Below are 20,576 nucleotides of genomic sequence, written 5' to 3' on the forward strand. Positions count from 1 at the left end.
TTATCTTCTAGTCCGACTGCCTCCCGGACGAGGACGTGATGCCTCGTTTATTTGCTGGACGCGAGCGTTGTATCCCGCGTAGTCGACGGGGCTGCGTCCAGTGGGTACGCTGATCTGCGCAGGAAGAATCCCGCTGCAATTGATGCAAGCGGGGAATGGCTCTGGGACGTCGCCCCTGAATAGTGTGTCGGTGAGTATGGTGGTGTCGGAAAGCATTCTTTCCGCCCTGTCCGGGTAGAGCGCTACCACGGAATTCGCCAGCCGCACTTCTGCATGGGTCCCGGGGCCTCCGGCACGTATCGGCATGATCCCACCCATGTTTTCAATATGGGTTTCGATCCAGCCCCGAGTCGGTTGCTGCAGTTCATGGACCTGATCGGTCAGCCGGCTTAGCGTCGGTGCGTCCTTCAGGACGTCCTCGTCTATGGCCACATTGTGGAACATGTCGTTTTTGGCGGCGGCGTATCGGCTGGATAAATCGGCCAGGTATTCAGCGGTATTGCCGATCCGATAGGTGCCAAAGTTCAAGTAGTGTTCTGAGGGGGTGTCGGTCCTGGCCCGGCCGTCATAGTTGCGGTCCACGCCTTTGTATCCCCTCATGCTGCCTTGCGGCTTTGGCAGGTTGAAGAAGTCGCTGAGCCCGACTTCTTCCGTCTTGATGTAGCCATAAGAGTGAGCAAGAAACTCCTGGCGCAGGAGTCCGCCATTGAGAAACTGATCGGACGTCTTATCGAAGTAATCCGGCATCAAGCGATAGGAATAGTCACCTTTTGCTGAATCCATGATTTCCTGCGACCGGGCCCGGCCCCAGGTTTCGAATTCCTTGAAGTCCTCGTCCCTCATCAGGCCCGAAGGGTCGGTGAATCTCATCGGGTTGTTCCCCACCATGCAATACAGGTTCAGCCCGTCAACCGCTCCCGCCGGATCGGGACTGATCCAGCGTTGCAACCACGGCGCGTAATACCGGTGCCCGTAGTAATACAGGCCGCTGGCGTCACGCTCCTTGCCGGAATAGCGAAGGGTCCGGTAGTCGGCTTCCACGGCTGAGCGGGACGCAGCCCAAGCGGTTCCGCCGTAGGGGAGATAGCTTTCCTGGCTGATCAGCCAGCCTTCATCGTCGAGTTCCAGCGAGCTGGAGCCCAGGTGATCGTCCAGGCTGTAGCGCGTCTGGTTGGCGGCGATGCCCGCCGGACGGCCCTCGGTCCAGTGCAGGTACCGCACGCTGCAACGCCCCGCCTGCAGGGTAACGACTTCCAGGCGTTCGTTCTGACGGGTGTGGATTTCGAGGCTCGGCAGGTAACGGACTTCCCGGGTGTGGGTTACGGCCGAAGCGTAGGTGACCTGGACCTTGCGCACCCGTTGCCCCGCGCTGTCATAGCTATAGCGCTCAAGGTCGTGGCGGCCGTCTGCGCGCTGCACCAGCGTCACGCTGGTGAGTTGATTGCGGGCATTCCACTCCAGTGCCCGGCCCGGATGGAGCATCTGCGGGTTACCGTTGGCATCGAAGTGTTCAGCCTTGTTCCAGGACAGCAGGCGATTGCTGGAGGCGGCGATGTCCAGCCTCCGGGTGTAGTTGTTGCGGTCGCGGACATGGCGCAGTTCGATCAGGTTGCCGCCGGCGTCGTACTGGTAGTGCTCGGTAAACGGGAACAGTTGCCGGGCGTCGAACGGCGTTCTGCTGAAGGCGGGAAGTTCGGGATTGCTGGTCAGCCCCGCCGTTTCACGGCCCGTCGCGCTGCTCAACTGGTAGAGGCTGTCGTAGGTGAACGTGCAGGTGGCGTCGACCCGCTGATTGCTGCCGAACTGCACCGGTTGGGCCCGGTCCTCGATGTGCGTCACGTTACCCACCGCGTCGTAGGTGTAGTGCAGATCCTGCAAGGTGTCGCCAGACACCGCCGCGCTGAGTGAGAGAAGTCGGCCGCTGGCCGGATCGAACGCGGCGCGACTGATGACGCCATTGCCGTCAACCTGGGATTCGACCTGGCCAGACGCGTTGTAGACGAGATCCTTCACGATCGTTTGCTCGGTCGCGGCTCCTTGTATTTTCAGGCTCAGGGATTTGAGTTGGCCGGCGATATCAAACGTGTAGTGCTGTTGATGCCGGGCTGCGTCCGACAGCAGGATGGGTTGCGCCAGTGCGTCGTAGCGCCAACTCGTTGCGTAGCCATTGTCCTTTTCAAGCAGGACATCGCGGTCTTTTTCTTCGGCTGGCCAGTCGGGTTGCGTAGCATCGACAAGAAAGTGTCGGGTCTGACTGAGCGGTTTGGCGCAGAGCGCATAGGCATGGACGAACAGGCTGCCCGCACTGTCATCGTGGCGGATCAATGCACCACAGAGATTGCGCGCCGCGGACTCTGTCGAACTGTCGCCGTAGCGCAGGCATTCGACTCGGCGCGTCGCTTGATCGGGTGCTTGTTCGTGGATGGCGGTCGGCCTTAGCTGGTGATCGTAGGTCGTTCGCCATTGGGTGCCTCGCTGATCCCAGCTGCGTACGATCTGTCCGGCAGCGCCGGGGAGATTCAGGCGCCAGCCGGCGTCGACACTGTTCACCAACAGCGGCTTGCCGGAAAGGCTGTAGACGGTCGTCAGGTTGGCTTCGGGGGCCGTGCCAAACAGTCGAGGGTCCCACTGTGCAATCTGTCGTCCGGCCGTGTCGTAGTGTTGACGGGTGATGCGCGCTTGGGATTGTTCTTCTGCGTTGCGTCGGCAGTAAGCGACCTGTCGCACCGGCAGGCCTCGGCTGTCGACAGCTTTGAGCGTCGGTGTCCTGCGGTGAAGGCCTGGGTTCATGCCTCACCTCCGGTCGTCGAGGTTTGTTCGGCCATGACCTCTTCCAGGGTGTCGTTCTCGTCCTCGTCCAGGGTGTACCAGGCATGGCGGGTATGCCGCCGCATATAGGAGAGGCCGGCCTGCTTGGCCAGGCGCGTGCGGGTGGGGCGGCCCAACGCGTCGTAGAACTGCTGGTCGCAATGACCGAACTGCCGCAAGGACGCATCGTTGATATAGCGGTGCTGATCGGCGAAGTAAGGGCGGTAGAGGCGGATCGGCAATCCCTTGTTGTTGTATTCCACTCGTTCGCTGACACGCCAGCGTGTTGTCGTTGTTTGCTCCATGGGTTTTTCGTCCTTGAGCGCCAGTGCTCCCTGGGGGGTGACGACGTAGGCCATGCCCGGCTCGACCCATTGCTTGCTTTGCAGGGTTCGACCGAAGCCGTCGAAGCAAGTGATGGCGAGGAGGATTTGTTGCTGGTCGTCATAGGGGTAACGGTCGGCCACCAGTACGGCGATGTGCACCGGCTCACGCGTTGCGGCATCCATTTCGTTCTTCAGTTTCAGGTCGTCGGCGCAGAGTGTTTGAAGATCTGCCAGGCGCGTTCGGGCCGACGTGCAGATATGCCCGCTGGGCAGCAGGTCTCGGTTGAGTACGCAACGCGCCAGCCAGTCGCTGTCCGCCAGAGCGGCGTTCGACACGCAACCCATCCAGCTGAAGGGCGCGTAATAGAGTGCTGTGGCGGCATCCTGCAAGGCGTCCTGGCACTGTTCGATCGCTTCTGTCGGACTGTTGAAACGCGGCCGCTTGAACTGCGCGATGGGTTTGAAACCCATGGGTATGTTGTTCTCGTTACCGTAGAGCGTCGTGGCCAATACTTGGCCGAAGGCATCAACGAGGCTTTCCTGGATGTTGCCGTTGGGATCGGTAATACGCCGTGGTAGCAGCGAGCGGTAATCGTAGAGCGCCTGGGTGACACAGCCATCGGGCAGTGTGAACGCGCTGATAAAGCAGTGGTAGTTGTCGTAGCTGAACGCGGTCACGCCATGGCTTTCACTCGCCTGTTGGGTCTGGATTTTGTAGAAGCCTTCCAGTGGCGCGTAGGTCGCAAAGCCACTTTTGACTGACCAGAGTTTGTCCAGCAGTGGCGCCGTCGGCGCAAAGGCCTCCATGCGGTGATAGCCGATTCGTTCCAGCAACTTTCCTTTCGGGCGGGAGGTTTGCGGCAACAGATGGAACGCTTTCAAGGCGGTTTCGTCCAGCTCGGCGGTTTCCCTGTGGGCGCCCAGGGCTTCGAAGTGGGCGACGCCGTCCGGCAGGGTTTCTGCGGTGGAGGCGTCCTTGTAGCGTTGCACCGACAGGCCAGTCAGAACGCTTTGGGTTATCCAGGCCGTTTCCCCGGTGAGTTCGATGAACCTTTCATAGGTCATGTCTCGTGTGCTCAGCCCGCCGATCTTGGGTGCCTTGGGTTTCTTCAGTGCATGGCTCCGCTGGCGATACGGCAGGCCCAGTCGCCAGCCCTGAGGCGCTGGCAGATGGATGTACTCGGCGCAGGTTTCGGTCAGGTAATGAAACTGTTGCGCCGGATCATGCGCATCGCGCCACCAACGTTGCTGATCGGCGTCACTGAACGGTGGAGCGTCGTCGAGGGTTTTTCGTCGGGCGTAATGGACGTTTACGCTATGAGTCAGCGAGCCATAGGCGTCGTATTGCAGATTGAAGGTGTGCTGGCATTGCGGATCGTCGGTCAGGCCTTCGTACTGATAGTGGATGGACTCCAGCAGCAGCGGCAACATCCGGGCATGGCGCCGGTTGCCCTCGGGTGCTTGGAGCAGGCGTATCCGATAGCGATTTTCCTGGACCGAATACAACGTTCTGCTGCCCTGGCGTGCATCGACTCCGAATACCTCGCTTCGCAGTAGAGAGCCACTGAGGGCGCGAGACATTTCCAGGATGGTCGCCGTGGTTGGCGAGGCAATGAGGATGTCGCTCCCGAGCTCAGGCTGGTATTGGCTCAGCAAGGTCTTGCCCGGTGCCACGGCGATCGGATCCGCGTGGCTATAGCCGATACGGGGCAGGTCCACCGCTTGCCCGGTGTGAAACCAGCGTTTTGTCAGGCACGGCATCGTGAAGCCTGGCGAGTCGGCATCGCTGGAGCTGATCTCCTCGTCGGTTTGCAGCAGCAGGCCGAAGCCGCGAAATTCCCGTTCGACGCCGTCGTAATAACCCTGACGATAGGTGAAGGCCTGGGACAGGCGATTGCCCGTTATTTCATCCACTTGGGTTTGGCTCGACACCACATGCACGACTAATGGCACATGACAGGCAAGGGGCCTGTCGGCATCCACTCGTTCGGCTTTTTCATCCAGCCATTCCTGCGCCGAACTGCGGTAGCGGATGCTGTTGGCGGCACCCATATTGTTGTCAGTGCCGGTGAGTAAGTACGGTTTCGCGCTGACGAAATCGTAGCGCCAATGTTGGTTCCCTCTGTGGGGCAGGCTCAGAACCAGGCTTGAACAACCGAGGCCTTGCAGGTCAACGAGGTTCACCTGGCACAGAGGGTCGTAGCGCAGGCCTTGGGGCCAGGGCAGCGCAACGGGAGGATTGAAGCCATTGCCAGCGCGGTTCATGAAGATCAGCGCCTGGTCCGCTTGCAGATAGATCAAGTCGGTGGCGCCCGAACCATCGAGGTCGGCCAGGCGAATACGCGAGGCGTCGAAGGTTTCGTATGCCAGGTCAGGCGAGCCCAGCACGATGCCGTTGCCAAAACGTCCATGACCCAGGTTTGGCCAGCACTTCACTTCGTTGTGACGAATGCGCACCAGATGCTGCTGGCCACTGCCCAGCATGTCGCTGAAGGCCACCAACTCGGAGGGCGATGCGTTGATGAGCGGGAGGGCATCGTGCTCCTCGGTGCGGGACACTTCGCGGGCTGGCGCAAAACCACTCGCCTGTTGATTGGCGTACACGCGCACGCTGCGTGGGCCGATCAACGCCAGGTCGCTGAGGCCTGCGCCCAGCAGGTCGGCCAACTGTCCTTGTGGATTGAAAAACTCCGCGGGGAACGCGTTGAGCGTGGCGAACTGTGACCAGTTCCGCTCGGGAGCGAGGGAGCGAGGGAGAAAAAACCGCTCCACCCCGGCTGGGCGATGAACCAGTCCAATCGGCTGTCGCCCGTGAGGTCGATCAGTGTTTGATGCAACGGTTTTGCAGCGTCGGCAACGGGAATGCGGGGCAGCGCCTGCCGTTGGCCGTAAATCACTTCGTTGCTGTTGGCCTTGGCCCGCATGGGTTCGCGGTAATACCAGCCGTCGTCGCCTCGATAGAGCAACCCGGGCAAGCCTTCGCCGTACAAGTCCAGCCATTGATGAGCAGGCCCGTCGTTGAGCGTCTGCATCGGTCGCCAGGAGGAGGCACTGGAAAGCGTGAACTCGCTATAGCTGAACTCGACAGGAGGGCGGTTCTCAATCGTCGACGAGTCGTCGAATGCCTGGTCATGGGCGGCGCTCAGTTGGTGATAACCCAGGGCCGTCTGCCGGTAAGCGAGCAGCAAGCGTCGCACCAGGACAGGGGCAGGGCCCCATTCACCCGGAAAACGATGGAACATCAGGACCTGGCGGCACAGCCGTTCAGTGCGTAATTCAAAACCATAGGCGAAGCTGGAAAACGCATCGTCACGGGCCAGCCATTGGTGGCCTTGATAATGCGGCTTTTGTTGGTATTCGGTGCTCCGTTCGCCGTAGTCGAACACCAATTCGAAGTGCCATTGCACAGCCTTCAGCCGATCCGCTCCCCACAGGTAGAGGTCCGCATCGGCCTGGAAATTGCCATAGCTCACCCGGCTCAGGTAGCGCTGGGCCGTTACGTCTGCCTTGTACTGGTAAAGGATGTGCTCGCCGTGGGCGTTCAGGCTTTCTTCCAGCAGCCATTCGCCCACACGCCTTGCATCCAGGGGATCTGCTCGACGCGCCGAAGGGCTTTTCCCGAATACATGGAGGCTGCCATCGGCATCGTGTACGAGCCAGAAACCCGGTTTTTCCTTGTCCGACGACCAATACTCGATCCGCTCGAAGCGGCTTTCGATTCTCGGAAAGTAGCGGATCACCGTGTAGGTGTTGTTCAGCGCCAGGCGGTTGTAGCGCTCGATGCGCGTCGAGCGGATGGCGCCTTGCGGATCTCGCTCGGGCAGCCACACCACTGTGCCCGGGCCGATGATCTCGTCTCCCTCGGTATAGGCCGGTACACCCTGGCTGGTTCGTCGCGCCACGCACGGCAGCGACAGCCCCCAGCCGATACCGAACACGCCGTTGCCGGCCGAGCTGGTATAACCCAGGGACAAGGATGGGGCGAAGCCGCGCCCCGGGGAAATCGGCAGGGTGATTTCATAAGACGCCGTGCCGTGGACGCCGATGGCGCTCCATCCTTTGCCTAAGCTCTGGATGGCGCCACCGCCCTTGGGCAGTGACGGCGCGTTGACAGGCATTGCGCTGTGTTCACTCATCGCGAACCTCCGCCAACCCGGGCCGTGTAGTTCACCTGCACGATAATGTCGGTCAGTGATTCCAGCATGTCCTTTTGGGCTTCGGGGTTGGGGAAGGTCAGGCACCACGTGGAGACCGCACCGGTGTACTCGAAGGGCAGGTAGCGCTCATCGTTGAAATTGAGGGTGAACAGGCCGTTATCGTCGACCCCCGTGGAAAGCGCGATCTGCTGGTGGGCGTAGCGGCTTTCCACGGAGCGGCCACCGGGAGACATGAACACCTTGCTGGCGGTCTGGGTCAGCGTGGCCCGAATGTTTTCATAAGGGCCGACGAGGGCTGGCAAGGAGACGCTGATGGTTTTGATGCGCCGTAGGTAATGCTGCTGGTCTTTGTAATCGTCTTCGAACAACTCGTGCGTCAGCTCGAATTCGCACTGGCCTTGCAGCAGGTCGGCGTGGATCTGCGCCCATTCCTTGTTGAGGGTGCTGGTTGCGGTTTTGCTCTTGAGTTGACGCAGCGATACCGTTTTACGAATTTCCAGATCCCGCTCGTTGCGGCGCAAGTATTCGGCCTGCATGTTCAACAGGCTCAGCTTCAGTTGCTCGCCCATGGCGAGGCCTCGATAGGTCGCATTCCAGGTGTCGGGTTGGATGAAACGTCTGTTCAAATCCGCCAGTTCATACTGCCAACAGGCTTCAGCGGCCAGGCAAATCCCCATCGTTGCGTCGTAGGCCTGGTGGTAGAGCGCGGCAAATTGGCTGTTCAGCCATTGATACAGTTGCGCTTTGGTGAAGCGCTTGCGGAAAAAATCGTAGTTGGTCTTGGCTTGGCCCAGGCTTGATTCCGCCAGGCGAAGTTGCAGGCGCGTGGCTGTTTCCTGCTCGGCAACATGGGCCAGTTGTGCGTCGAGCTGGAGCAGTTCGAGCTGTGCCTGGTCACGGGCCTGGGTCCATTCCTGCCGACGACGATGGAACTGTGCCGTCCGCTCGAGATGGGCCGCAGTCGTGCGGTCACTGATGGCGGTGCTTTGGGTGATCGCTGCGGCAGCGTGCAGCGCACCTTCCCATCGGGAGCCGCCATTGCTGAAGCCAAAAATGTTAGGGGTCATCATCAGGCTGCCTGCTACGGCCTGGGAGTCGGACGCATCCCGTTCGGCTGCGCCACTGCTCAAGTACAACCGACAGGCCTGCCGCTCGGCTTCACTGACGCCTTTGTCCAGCAGATGCTGGTAGTGATGGGCGCGTCCCTCGACGATAGAGCGGCTGGCCAGCAGCGCCTGGCGGTTATGGCGGTCGATCTTCAGTGCCTGGCGTTGCAGGTCGACAGATATTTTCGCCAGGTCCCAGGCTTGCTGTTGTTGCAGCTCCTGCAATTGAGCCTGCTCTTTGCGCTCGATCAGCGATAGCAGGGTAGCGCCGAACTGGCAGAGGCTTTCAACGGCACCCTGGGCCTGGCTGTGCATGGCCACGAAGCGATAGTGCGGCAGGTGGGGAAGCGATAGACCCGGTGCTGCACTGTCGGAGATGTTCAGGGCGTTGGCGCCAGGCAAGGTGCGAGGGTCCGGCGACGGAGCGAACGTCGGCAAATGCAGCGGCTTGCCGACGATGTCGAGGTTATGCCGCAGGTTGTACAGGCGACTTTCGATGATGTCCCAGCGCTTGAGCAGCTCCGGGTTGAATGGCACGCGCAGATGCGGGGTATCGATCGTGGGCAAGGATGATTGCGAACGGTTTTCACGAAGGCGCAATGAGGGGCTGGCGCTGGACCGGGTCAGGGATCGTTCGAAATAGCGCAGGTTTTCATGGGGGCTTTCGCTCAACGCTTGCAGGCTGATGCTCGTCCATTGTTCGAGCGTCTGAACGACCGCCCGCGGACCTAATAGCTCCAGCGCCCGCACGTACCATAGCTTGGCCTCACTGAGGCTATCGGGTGTCAGCGCACGATACGCGGCGTCGCCTCGGTTGATCAGGATGTCGAGGTACAGGAAATACAGCGCTTTGCGAAAGTGCACCGGATGGCTGAGGGCAATCTGATGTGGGTCGTGGGGCGCCTGGTCGTGATAGGCCGTCATATTGCTGTCGACCAGGGGCACGCTCTTCCAACAACCCTCATTTGCGCGACTGGGGTCGAAGACATGACGGAGCCAGCGTTCGGCTTCCTCGTATCGTTGTTCAGTGTTTAGCCGGTGGGCGATCAGCCACGGTACGTAGAGGAACAGCTCCGTGAAGTAACGTCCGTATGGGCCGTGGAAATCGATCTTGTTGGCGTCGCCTGGCAAGACGGGTTCCGATAGGTGTTGGGTCTGTTGATCAAATAGCGCATCCAGGCTGTTTTCGGTACGACGGATCAGTTCTGCGGCGAATACGGTGTTCAACCTGATGGGCTGGCGCGCTTTGTCCTTGGCATCGTTTTCGCTGATAGCGGAGTTGGCGAAATCGAGAAACTGGGTGGTGCCCAGGCTGGACTTCTTGACGGTAATGTCGGGAGGCGCGGTCTCAGATGTCAGCTTCTGACCGAGGAAGACCCCTGCTAAAGGGAGCTCGCCTTCCGTGTGGAGAGGAACCTTTATTTGAATGCGATAGTGGCTTAAGTGTGGAAGGTGGTTTTCTGCCGGCTTTTCTTTGGTTGTGTCTGTGTCTCCGGGTTCAAAGCCGAGATTTTTATCGACGTAAGTCGTTTTCTTGAAAATGAAGTTGTTAGATGAGTTTGCTTGGGACGCTCTGACGCATAAAGCGAGAAAAAGCAAATCATGTGAGTCTTGGTGGTAATGCACAGCAACAGTGCCGACCAATGTCTTGATCGCATCCAGCTCCATGCTGCGAAGCGCGTCGTTCTCACAATAACCTTGCAGGCAAACGCGCGGGGTGCTCCAGCTTCCATCCGGTTTTTTGAAACAAAGGCTCAAGCGCAATAGTGGATGGTTGCCCGCTGCTTGTGACGCTGAAGAACCGTTACGGATGGCTGCCGGGTCCTGATGGATGCATTCGGCCCATACGACGAACAGACGATTGTTGAACCAGACCGGCCTTATCGAATGCTCCACCGCGCTCTCGGAAATCGGCACGTTGGCTTTTTCCCAGTCAGACCAGGCGTAAGGGTCCGGCGGGTCAAGTTTCGGCGGGGTAGCTGGCGGGGGCGGTGGAGTGCCGTCCAGAGGGCGTTTGGCCATGTTCAGCGAACGCCAGAAGTAGCTGTTCTCGGAACGAGATTTGCCGATGAAGTAGTAGGTGCTGTTGGCAAAATCCTCGCCATCGATGTAGCCAGTAAGAATGTTCAGGTTGGCGACTTCTTCGAATTGGGTCAGGTACGCCGTGACGGCCGACTGGATCGCATCAGGTTGAAGCCGGTTCTGATTGAGGTCGTTTTCCAGTTGCCGGAAGTTGTCGCTCTTGTCGGCCCTCAACAGTGGGTCCAGATAAATCGCGGGGAAATAGAGCAACTTTTGATGGGCGGCCCAGGTGGGGTACTGATGCAGCTCGTTGCGCCAGGTCTCCAGATTCTCGGCGGCCAGGCTTGCCGAGTCGTAACCGGGTTCCAGGTTCATCAGGATGCGATGGATGTATTGCTGCAGGCTGGCGATGGCACACGCCACGGGTGTGGTGGGCACGTCCCGGCTGACCAACACATCGAGCAGCCAGTGTTCGTAAAGCGCCTCGGCCGTCTTGAGCTTCAGGTTTTTTGTCGTGGGGGTGTTGGGCACGACCTTGTTCAAATAGAGCGCTAACTGTGCATCGCGCAGGCTTTCATCAAGCTGCTTTTTTATGGCAACGGTCATATTCAATCCTTGAATGTTGGGGAAGAAGAACGTGTCAGTGGCAGGCAGCGATCAACGCTTCACCGACGATCCTCCAGTCCGATGTCTCGCTGTCGCTGTTGAGTGCGGTTGCCTTGAGCAGCAGGCTGGCCGACAGCCCGGTGCGTTGGCAGCACGCCTGGCAACGCATGACCCAATCCACGGCTTCCATGGACTGGGCGCGTTTGTGTTCCAGTTGTGCGGTCAGGCAACTGACTTCGTCAGTGCTCCAGTCCAGCAGGCTGGCCAGCAGGTTATTGGCTTCTTCGCCTGCGCTTTGCGGCGTGTCCTGGTTGGCAAGCTGCAAGTAATGCAGCAGGTGTTCTTCTGACCGGGCCTGATGGTGGGCACAGTGACTGAAGCGCTCGAGCAGATACAGGGTTTGGGGCGTCAGTGTTCCCGTGCTGCCTGCGGCCAGCCAGGTCGGGTTGTTTATCAATTGCCGCAGGGTGCTGCTGCTCAGGTGCAATCCCTTGCACGCTTGGGCCGTGCGCAATACCGTCGCCAGCAATGCAGGCATTTTTCCTGGGGCGCTCTCGATGGCCGCGACAATCGTCGTGGCATGGGTGTCGGCCATTTGCATCACGCAGGGGAAGTACTCTGCGGACAAGTCGGCAAGGTCGTGCAACAGGGTCTCCACCACGTGCCGGTCTCCGCTCGGCTGGGGATCTTCCGCCAGCAGTAGCGACAGTCGTCTTCCCAGGCTCTTGTTCATTGGCACGTCGTCTTCGATAACATCGAACAGACGACACCATGACGCGACATCCCGGTTGTCCTGCCTGAGCCAGTCGACGGCCCAATCCAGCGCCATCAGCACATCGAGAATGTCGGGCTGTGAGGCGTGCGAAGTACTCAGTGCCCCTGTCACCAACGCTTTGCAGAAATCCTCCCCGCCCAATAAGTGGGCCAGCGCCGTGCACTCGGAGGGAGAGAGCCCGAACATCCGGGCGATACGGGCCTGGCGGTAGAGCGACGAGACTGTGGATAAATCATGTTTAAACGAAGACAGGTATCGCTCGCTCTGCTTCGTCAGCAACAACAGCGAATCCTGCGTCATGGGAAGTCCGAGGCCCGCACTGAGGTAGCTGAAGGTTTTCAGGTCCGTCGTGACAAGGTCTTGCACCTGCGGGTGTTCGAGCAATTGGGTTCGATTGAATACCTGGTCAAACAAGGGCACCTGCTGTCCGCAAGCGGCAATCGGCATGTCGTGTAGTAACGACGCAAACTCTTGCGGTGCGATGCCGTGGCGTTGGTTCAGGTAGCGATAAACCCCCAGGGTGCGCAAGGTATTGGTGTTGAGCGTCATCGTCGTGCTGCCTTCCGAGCGCAAGGCACTGACGATCAGCGTGTCCAGTTCGGCAACGGGAATACCGGTCCAGCGCTGCAATCGGATCATTCGCTGCATGCGGGCGAACCGTTCGCGGGATGCGTAGGCAAAGGCATTCAACTCTTTGGTGATCGCCAGGGCTGGTTCCGATTCCGGCCCATTGATGTAAGCGGCGCCATGGCGGGGAAAAGTGGAACGCGGACTGCGGGTCGAGGTTCGTGGGCTGTATGCACCTTCCGCCAGTAACTGCTCGACCTGTTCAGTGGTCAGCCCGGTGCGCTCCTTGAAGAACGAAAGGTCGTGCAGGCGATTGGTGTTTTCAGTGCCGTAGCTTTTCTTCAGGACGCCAAGGTCCAGGTCTGAACTGGCCGGCGCGAGCAGGATTTTCTGTTGCTCAGGACTGAGCCCGGACAACAGTTTTTGCGCCTCGACATGGGATTGCGAAACGCGTCCGTAAGGTGAATTGCCTGATGAAAACGGGAGCTTCAGGCTCACCCGATAATTCAGTTCGCCCAGCACCGGTTTGTTTGCGCCTAGCCCCAACAGGCACTGGTGATGATGCAGGTCGTAGGGCAGTGAGAAAGGGTAGTGTTCGCTGGCCAGGACCTGGTGGACGGTCTTGCCGCTCGTTGCCAGATGGCCCTCGATCGCGCTACGCAAGGTGTCATTGACGATGTCCAGCATTGGCCGCGCGACGAAGGCACTCTGGTGATCGAGCATCAGACCCTTGAGGTCCGGTCGCCGTTGTTCCAGGGTGATTTTGTCGGTCGATGGGGAGGCTTTTTCCAGCTGGCCGGCAAACAGATACAGCGCCCGCAGATAGGCCACGGGCGAGTCGATGGCAGCGATATCACCCTCCTTGCAGAACTGATCCCACCGCTCGTTGAACAGCGCTTGATAGCTGACGGACGCCGAGGTTGAGTCCGAACCCAGGCTGCGCCGGGCACGTTGCCGGGTATCGCTGGGTGATATCAGGTGCTCCTGATACAGGCGACTGATCTGTCGGGCATAGCTCGCTGCATGGTCGTAGGCCTGCCCGGCATCCACGTCGGCGTGCTTGCCCAGCTCAAGGGTGAATCGCGCCTTGCCCATGCGCATGACGTCGAAGACCGACGTCAATCCCATGCGCTGCAGGGCTGCCCTGAAATCGGCCTGGGCGTTGTCCTCGCCGATTGGGGCGTCGATGAGCCGGTGCAACAGTGAGTCGTTGCTTGCGTCCATGTGTTGTCCATCTCCTGTTCGAACGGAATGTGCGGTCCAGGGCAAACCGTACAGGAGCGTGCGACAAAAGGCGGTAGGACGAGAGGGGGTGGGTTTTGTACGAAAGGGCGATGCGTTGTCTGGATCTTGGTTGAACGGGGGTTGATACAGTCGGTATGGATGAGTGTGTAACAGTGACTGGACAAGTCGAGGGAGGGTGACCTAGCGTGCAATTCATGTGGAACTGATTACGAGGACGCTATGGCCTGCATCACAATTCGAGACCTTGATGATCAAATCGAGGAACAACTACGTATCGCAGCGGCGCGCAACGGTCATTCCATAGAGGAAGAGGCACGGTTCATACTGGAGCGAGCCCTTGCGATGGGTAGTCCTCAGGGAGGATTGGGTAGTCGTATCCGAAACAGGTTCAGTGCCTTGGGCGGTGTTGAATTGGATCTGCCCCGCACAGAGCGCACGGCGCTCTGATCGCAACCCGCAATACCAAAGATTTCAAGTTCCCAGGAATTGAAGTCATCAACCCCTGGAACCCTTGAGCAATGCCTTCACGCTAAACGCCCATTTCCAGGTGGAAACGGGCGTTTGTCATGATCAAACCCTGAAGTGGCTCACCATCATCTGCAACTGATTACCCAGCCGCGCCAATTCAACACTGGAAGCGGCGGTTTCTTCGCTGGCGGCGGCGGTCTGTTCGGAGACGTCGCGCACGTTGATGATGCTGCGGCTGATTTCCTCGGCGACGGCGCTTTGCTGTTCGGCGGCAGCGGCGATCTGCTGGTTCATCGACTGGATGTTCGACACCGTGCGGGTGATGTTGCCCAGTGATTCCCCAGCCTTGCGAGTCAGGGCGACGCTGCTGTCGGTGAGGTTGCGGCTGTTGTTCATCACGGCCGCCACTTGCTGGGTGCCGTTCTGCAGGCCGGCCACCAGGCCTTCGATTTCCTCGGTGGATTTCTGCGTGCGCTGGGCCAGGCCACGGACTTCGTCGGCCACCACGGCGAAACCACGGCCGGCTTCACCGGCGCGGGCCGCTTCGATAGCCGCGTTGAGGGCCAGCAGGTTGGTCTGCTCGGCCACGGCCTTGATCACGTCCATGACGCTGCCGATCTTGTCGCTTTCCTGTTGCAGCACGGTCATGGCGTCAGTGGAACGAACCACCTCGCTGGCCAGGCGTTCGATCTGGGCGATGGCTTCGCTGACCACCTTGTCACCGGCACGGGCTTCGCCATCAGCGGCGGCGGCTGCCTGGGAGGCTTCTTCAGCGTTGCGTGCCACTTCCTGGACCGTGGCGGTCATCTCGTGCATGGCCGTCGCGACCTGGTCGGTCTCGACTTTCTGGCTGTTGACCCCGGCGCTGGTCTGCTCGGTCACGGCGGACAGCTCTTCGGCCGCGCTGGCGATCTGGGTCACGCCATCGCGGATGCCGCTGATCAGGTCGCGCAGGGTCACGCCCATGCGCGCGATGCCTTGTTGCAGCACGCCCAGCTCATCGCGACGGGTGACGATGACGTTGTGCGACAGGTCGCCGCTGGCAATGCGTTCGACCACGGCCAGGGTTTCACGCAGCGGGCCGGTGATCTGGCGAGTGATGATCACGGCGGCAATGATGCCGACCAGCAATGCCAGCAAGGTGCTGACCAGTTGCAGGGTGCGCGCCTGGGCGCTTTCGGCGTCGCGGCGGTCGAGTTGGATCTGGTAGAGCTGCTCGCTCAGGGTCACGATGGTCGCGCCCTGTTCGGTCATTTCCTTACGCGCCTGCACCGCGTCGGCGGTGGCCAGCTTGAAGGCCTGCACGGCGCTGCGGTATTGGGTCAGGGCGTTTTCCAACTGCCGCAGTTCATCCTGGCGGGTGCTGGAGAAATGCTCATTCAGCGGTTTGAGCGCAGCGATGGCCTCGTCCAGTTGGGTGAGGGCCTTGCGTTCGGCATCGGCGTTGCTGTTTGCGGTGTAGCCGCGCACTTCATAGCGGGCCAGCATGAAGGCCTGCTTGGCCTGGGTGATGGCCTGGAACTGGGCGAAACGCTCATCGCTGAGGGCCATTTGCCGTACGTCGGCATCGATGGTCTCGATCAGCTTGTAGGCGACCTCGGCGTTCGCACCCATGGCGTCGCGGGCAGTGTTGCCGGTGCGGTAGGCGCCGCGCATTTTGTTCAGGGAAACCTGATAGGCACTGATGGTCGCACTCTGCTCCTTGAGCAGCTTGACGTTTTCCGGGCTCTTGAAGCTGTTGAGCAGGGCGTTCTGTTGCGCCACGAAACCATCGAGGGTGGTCTGTACATTTTGTGCGGCGGTTTCGTCGCCATTGGTCAGCATGTATTGCAGGCGGGTGACGCGAAGTTTGGTCAGGCCGGCGTTAAGCTGAGTGATGTCGCTCATCCAGTTGCTGCGCTGGATCAGACCGCCCAGGCTGGTCCAACTGGTCAGGGCCAGCAGGCAGGTCAGGACCAGCACCAGGCCGAAGCCCAGGCCCAATTTCATGTTGACGCTAATGTTGCCAAACCAGCTATTCATCAAATTCCTCCAGGAACGTTGTGCTGCTTGATCATCGGTTGGCTGGAAGATTGTTGTTGTTAAGAGCCAGCGGAAACGTGTAACAGGGCTGTATCGGCCACCGGCCCCATATCTGAAAGTTTTTTTCCAGGTCTCGGCATTCCTGGATATCCAGAGCATGCTCTCCAAGCTTTTTTTCACATCGGTTTCACTGCCTGCCTACGTCGGCCTCTCTACTGTCGCGCCATCGAATGACAGGGTGGATGCCGTCGGGGCGGCTTGATGTGGAACTGAGACTGAGCCTTTTCGGCGTGACGCGTTCGATCGACACGCGCCGGTTTACCCGTTACCAAAACGCCATGGTCGTCCTGGCCTCGGCGCTGCTGGTGATCCCGTTGACCCTCTGGCTGCTGAGCCCGGCCGCGGTGCCGGACCTGGCCCATGGCAACATCGCCGGCGCCCGAGCCTTGGCCGAGGGCTGGGCCAAGGGGGAGGTGATCGTGCTGGTGCGCCATGTCGAACGCTGCGATCACTCCAAGGCCGCCTGCCTGAATGATCGCGAAGGCATCACTGACCGCGCCCGCGCCGTTGCGGTAGGCCTCGGTGCTCGGTTCGAGCAGTTGGGCCTGGACAACGCCGACCTCTACAACAGCCCGCTGGTGCGCGCTGCCCAGACGGCGGGCTACATGTTCAACAAGGTGAGTGCTGGCGACGACTGGCTGATCAATTGCCGACATGACCTGTTGCGCAATGCCATGGCCCACAAGGTGGCCGGGCGCAATCTGATTCTGGTCACCCACAGCGAATGCATGCAGGCACTGGAAACCACACTCAAACGCCCCACCTCGACGTTTGGCTATGGTGCTTCGCTGTTCGTCTCCACCGCCCAACCACAAGCGCCACAGCTGCTCGGTTTTATCGAAGCGTCTGACTGGCGCTCGGTGGCATTTCAGTAACTTTTCCCACGATCAGGACCGCCCATGCTGACGTCTGCTCGCGCCCGTTTCTACGGGCTCAACCTCGGAGTTCCCCTGTTCTGCGCCGCGGTGGTGTTCTTGCTGTTCGATATGACCCGCATCGACATCGCCTTCAGCGATCTATTCTACGATCCGCTGCACCAGGTCTTTCCGTTGGAGCATGTGCGGCTGTTCGAGAAAATCACCCATAAGTGGGCCCGGATCATCCCGAACTGGACCGGCGAGGCAGCCATTATCGGAGCGCTGTTGTCGTTTTTCTGGCCGATCTTCAAGCCGGAAAAACGCGCAGGATTACTGCGGGTGCTGGATAAATTCAGGCTGACCAAGCCGCTACGTTTTGCCCACAAGCACCGTCGTGACTTTCTCTATGTGGTCTTCGCCTTTTCCCTCAGCACGGGCGTCATCCATTACCTCAAGGGCCATACCAGCGTGTATTGCCCGGTGGAAACCACCCAATACGCCGGCAAGATCGAGCACAAGGAATGGTTCCAGAATTTCAACCTGTTGAAAGTCGCCGGCGACGGCCGTTGCTGGCCCGGCGGCCATGCGTCCGGCGGCTTCACGATGCTGGCGCTGTATTTCGTAGCGCGCCGCTACCGCTGGCGCCATTCGAAGGCCCTGATGTATGGGGCGCTGGCCCTGGGATTTGTCTACGGCACGACGCGAGTCCTGCAGGGGTGGCACTACATGTCACATACGTTCTGGGCGGGGATTTTTGTCTGGTTGACGTGTTGGTTGACGGCTTTGCTGTTCTATGGGCGAACGGCCCTGGAGCAGCCTGTGTTGAAACGGCATCAAACCACGCTCGCGCCAGTTGTACCCGCGCAGGGTAACGTTCAATCGGCGGCTTGAATGGCAGGCAAAAAAAAGCCCGCGGGGGGCGGGCTAAAACCTTAGTTTCTTGAATGAGCGAGGGGACTTTACCCAATCACGCGGGGGCGTGGGGTGAAGAAAAGTTCATGAGGCCGCCTCCCTGCAAGACCTCATGCCCTCGGATTCTTCTCACTTGAGATCAAACCGGTCCAGATTCATCACCTTGACCCAAGCCGCGACGAAATCTTTGACGAACTGCGCCTGGGCATCCGAGCTGGCGTAGACCTCGGCCAAGGCCCGTAGCTGTGCATTCGAGCCGAAGACCAGATCAACACGTGTGCCGGTCCATTTGACCTGGCCGGTCTTGCGGTCGCGGGCTTCGAATGTTTCCTGGGTATCGGAGCTTGGTTTCCATTCCACACCCATGTCGAGCAGGTTGACGAAGAAGTCGTTGGTCAGCGCTTCTGGCCGTTGGGTGAAGACCCCGTGGGCAGTCTGGCCGACATTAGTATTCAACACCCGCAGGCCACCGATCAGTGCCGTCATTTCCGGTGCGCTGAGGGTTAACAGTTGTGCCTTGTCGATCAACAGCGCCTCGGCGGGTACGCGGTATCTGCCCTTGAGGTAGTTGCGAAAGCCATCGGCGATGGGCTCGAGAAAACCGAACGACTCAACGTCCGTCTGCTCCTGGCTCGCGTCCATACGCCCCGGTGAGAAAGGCACTGTTACGCTGAACCCGGCATTTTTTGCCGCCTGTTCGACGCCAGCGCTGCCGGCCAGTACGATCAGGTCCGCCAGCGAGATCTTCTTGCCGTCGGCCTGGGCGCTGTTGAACTCGCTCCGGACCGTTTCCAGGGACGCCAGCACCTTGGCCAATTGTTCTGGCTGGTTGGCCGCCCAATCCTTCTGCGGTGCCAGGCGCAGACGCCCACCGTTGGCGCCGCCGCGTTTGTCGGAGCCACGGAAGGTGGAAGCTGCCGCCCACGCCGTCGACACAAGCTGTGAAACCGACAGGCCCGAAGCCAGCAACTTGCCCTTGAGGGCGGCGATGTCACTGTCGTTGACCAGCGGATGGTCGACCGCCGGGATAGGGTCTTGCCACAGCAGCTCTTCATTGGGCAATTCCGGCCCCAGGTAGCGCGAGAGCGGGCCCATGTCGCGATGGATCAGCTTGAACCAGGCGCGGGCGAAGGCGTCGGACAATTGGTCCGGGTTCTCCAGGAAGCGCCGCGAGATTTTTTCGTAGATCGGGTCGAAGCGCAGCGCCAGGTCGGTGGTCAGCATCGTTGGGTTACGCCGCTTGGACGGGTCATGGGCATCCGGAATGATGCCGGCGCCTGCGCCGTTTTTCGGCGTCCACTGGTGCGCACCGGCCGGACTCTTGGTCAGTTCCCACTCGAAACCGAACAGGTTTTCCAGGTAGTTGTTGCTCCAGCGGGTGGGCGTGGTGGTCCAGGTCACTTCCAGGCCACTGGTGATGGTGTCGGCGCCCTTGCCCGTGCCGAATGTGTTCTTCCAGCCCAGGCCCTGCATTTCCAGGCCTGCGGCTTCTGGCTCGGCACCGACATTATCCGCGGGGCCGGCACCGTGGGTCTTGCCGAAGGCATGGCCGCCAGCGATCAGGGCCACGGTTTCTTCATCGTTCATCGCCATGCGGGCGAAGGTTTCGCGGATATCCAGCCCGGCGGCGACCGGGTCCGGTTGACCCTCGGGACCTTCCGGGTTGACGTAGATCAGGCCCATCTGCACCGCGGCCAGCGGGTTCTCCAGATTACGTCCCAGGTCGGTGCGGCTTTCTTCGTTGCCCGGTTCGGCCACCAGTTGCCCGTCACCGGGATCTTGCATGGCGGCTTTATCCGGTTTGCCGTAACGGGTGTCACCGCCCAGCCATTTGTTTTCGGAACCCCAATAGACGTCCTCATCCGGCTCCCAGACGTCCGCACGGCCACCGGAAAAACCGAAGGTCTTGAAGCCCATGGACTCCAGCGCGACGTTGCCGGTGAGGACGATCAGGTCGGCCCAGGAAATGTTACGGCCATACTTCTGCTTGATCGGCCAGAGCAGGCGACGGGCCTTGTCGAGGCTGACGTTGTCCGGCCAGCTGTTGAGCGGTGCAAACCGCTGCTGGCCGGAACCTGCGCCACCGCGTCCGTCACCGGTGCGGTAGGTGCCTGCACTGTGCCAGGCCATGCGGACAAAGAGCGGCCCGTAGTGGCCGAAGTCCGCCGGCCACCAGTCTTGCGAATCGGTCATCAGTGCATTCAGGTCTTGTTTCAGGGCCTGGAAGTCCAGGCGCTTGAACGCTTCGGCATAGTTGAAATCCTCGCCCATGGGGTCGGACAGCGAGGAGTGCTGGTGCAGGATCTTCAGATTCAGTTGATTCGGCCACCAGTCGCGGTTGGTCGTGCCACCGCCAGCGGCGTGATTGAACGGGCATTTCGATTCGTTTGCCATGAGGGAGCTACCTTTGGTCGTGTTCATCCAACTATCCAGCCCGGTCAGGCTGCATAGCAGTAGGCGAAATCAATGACGTAGGTGCAGGGCTCACAGTTGCTCAACTGATCGTCATGACCACACGGCAACGCTAGAGAGCGGTCTAGTTGCCAGTACGGTGGCCCACGGCAAGCCCAATACGTTTCTGAACGCTTCCTATCTCTTATCAGGTTTCAACGGGCCGGATTGCACCAGCCTGAGTTCAGGCTAGC

Annotated in this window: 8 protein-coding genes and 2 pseudogenes; 3 read left to right on the forward strand and 7 right to left on the reverse strand. The window is 60.1% G+C overall.

Going from position 1 to position 20,576, the window contains the following annotated elements:
* The 4 genes and pseudogenes from CD58_RS03535 to CD58_RS03550 form a co-directional block, all read right to left on the reverse strand.
* Complete coding sequence (locus CD58_RS03535) at window positions 1-2,790, reverse strand: RHS repeat-associated core domain-containing protein (protein WP_025211694.1); 2,790 nt, start codon at window positions 2,788-2,790, stop codon at window positions 1-3.
* Window positions 2,787-7,270, reverse strand: a pseudogene (locus CD58_RS03540) (SpvB/TcaC N-terminal domain-containing protein). Before CD58_RS03540 ends, CD58_RS03535 begins: the two are co-directional and overlap by 4 nt.
* Window positions 7,267-11,025, reverse strand: a complete 3,759-nt coding sequence (locus CD58_RS03545; RefSeq protein WP_025211695.1) for a neuraminidase-like domain-containing protein — start codon at window positions 11,023-11,025, stop codon at window positions 7,267-7,269. The pseudogene CD58_RS03540 and the gene CD58_RS03545 overlap by 4 nt, the downstream one beginning before the upstream one ends.
* A gap of 34 nt (window positions 11,026-11,059) precedes the next feature.
* Entirely contained in the window at window positions 11,060-13,591 is a 2,532-nt protein-coding gene (locus CD58_RS03550; protein ID WP_025211696.1) for a Tc toxin subunit A, read from the reverse strand.
* Between the two features lie 240 nt (window positions 13,592-13,831).
* Between CD58_RS03550 and CD58_RS31355 the strand changes: the two genes are divergently transcribed.
* The gene (locus CD58_RS31355) at window positions 13,832-14,059 is read left to right on the forward strand and encodes a FitA-like ribbon-helix-helix domain-containing protein (RefSeq protein ID WP_025211697.1); all 228 of its coding nucleotides are present in this window, start codon (window positions 13,832-13,834) and stop codon (window positions 14,057-14,059) included.
* Between the two features lie 123 nt (window positions 14,060-14,182).
* Here CD58_RS31355 and CD58_RS31750 read toward each other — a convergent pair whose 3' ends face one another.
* Window positions 14,183-15,046 carry a methyl-accepting chemotaxis protein gene (locus CD58_RS31750; protein WP_371914351.1) on the reverse strand — a complete coding sequence of 288 codons (864 nt, stop codon included), beginning with the start codon at window positions 15,044-15,046 and terminating at the stop codon, window positions 14,183-14,185.
* Between the two features lie 42 nt (window positions 15,047-15,088).
* A pseudogene (locus CD58_RS31755) lies at window positions 15,089-16,261 on the reverse strand (methyl-accepting chemotaxis protein); the annotation flags it as partial.
* A gap of 104 nt (window positions 16,262-16,365) precedes the next feature.
* On the opposite strand from CD58_RS31755, the gene CD58_RS03565 reads away from it, so the two are divergent.
* On the forward strand, window positions 16,366-17,037 hold the full coding sequence (locus CD58_RS03565) for a histidine phosphatase family protein (RefSeq protein WP_025211699.1): 672 nt from the start codon (window positions 16,366-16,368) through the stop codon (window positions 17,035-17,037).
* 24 nt (window positions 17,038-17,061) lie between these two features.
* Complete coding sequence (locus CD58_RS03570) at window positions 17,062-17,910, forward strand: phosphatase PAP2 family protein (RefSeq protein WP_025211700.1); 849 nt, start codon at window positions 17,062-17,064, stop codon at window positions 17,908-17,910.
* Window positions 17,911-18,060: 150 nt separating this feature from the next.
* Here CD58_RS03570 and katG read toward each other — a convergent pair whose 3' ends face one another.
* On the reverse strand, window positions 18,061-20,325 hold the full coding sequence (katG, locus tag CD58_RS03575; RefSeq protein ID WP_025211701.1) for a catalase/peroxidase HPI: 2,265 nt from the start codon (window positions 20,323-20,325) through the stop codon (window positions 18,061-18,063).
* Window positions 20,326-20,576: the final 251 nt, after the last annotated feature.

The organism is Pseudomonas brassicacearum (assembly GCF_000585995.1).
In the GTDB taxonomy this organism is placed as follows: domain Bacteria; phylum Pseudomonadota; class Gammaproteobacteria; order Pseudomonadales; family Pseudomonadaceae; genus Aquipseudomonas; species Aquipseudomonas brassicacearum_A.

Excerpts from the sequence above, each read along its gene's own strand:
- CD58_RS03535 (WP_025211694.1), bottom strand. The coding sequence starts at position 2,790 with ATGAACCCAGGCCTTCACCGCAGGACACCGACGCTCAAAGCTGTCGAC.
- CD58_RS03545 (WP_025211695.1), bottom strand. The coding sequence starts at position 11,025 with ATGACCGTTGCCATAAAAAAGCAGCTTGATGAAAGCCTGCGCGATGCA.
- CD58_RS03550 (WP_025211696.1), bottom strand. The coding sequence starts at position 13,591 with ATGGACGCAAGCAACGACTCACTGTTGCACCGGCTCATCGACGCCCCA.
- CD58_RS31355 (WP_025211697.1), top strand. The coding sequence starts at position 13,832 with ATGGCCTGCATCACAATTCGAGACCTTGATGATCAAATCGAGGAACAA.
- CD58_RS31750 (WP_371914351.1), bottom strand. The coding sequence starts at position 15,046 with ATGGGCGTGACCCTGCGCGACCTGATCAGCGGCATCCGCGATGGCGTG.
- CD58_RS03570 (WP_025211700.1), top strand. The coding sequence starts at position 17,062 with ATGCTGACGTCTGCTCGCGCCCGTTTCTACGGGCTCAACCTCGGAGTT.
- katG (WP_025211701.1), bottom strand. The coding sequence starts at position 20,325 with ATGGCAAACGAATCGAAATGCCCGTTCAATCACGCCGCTGGCGGTGGC.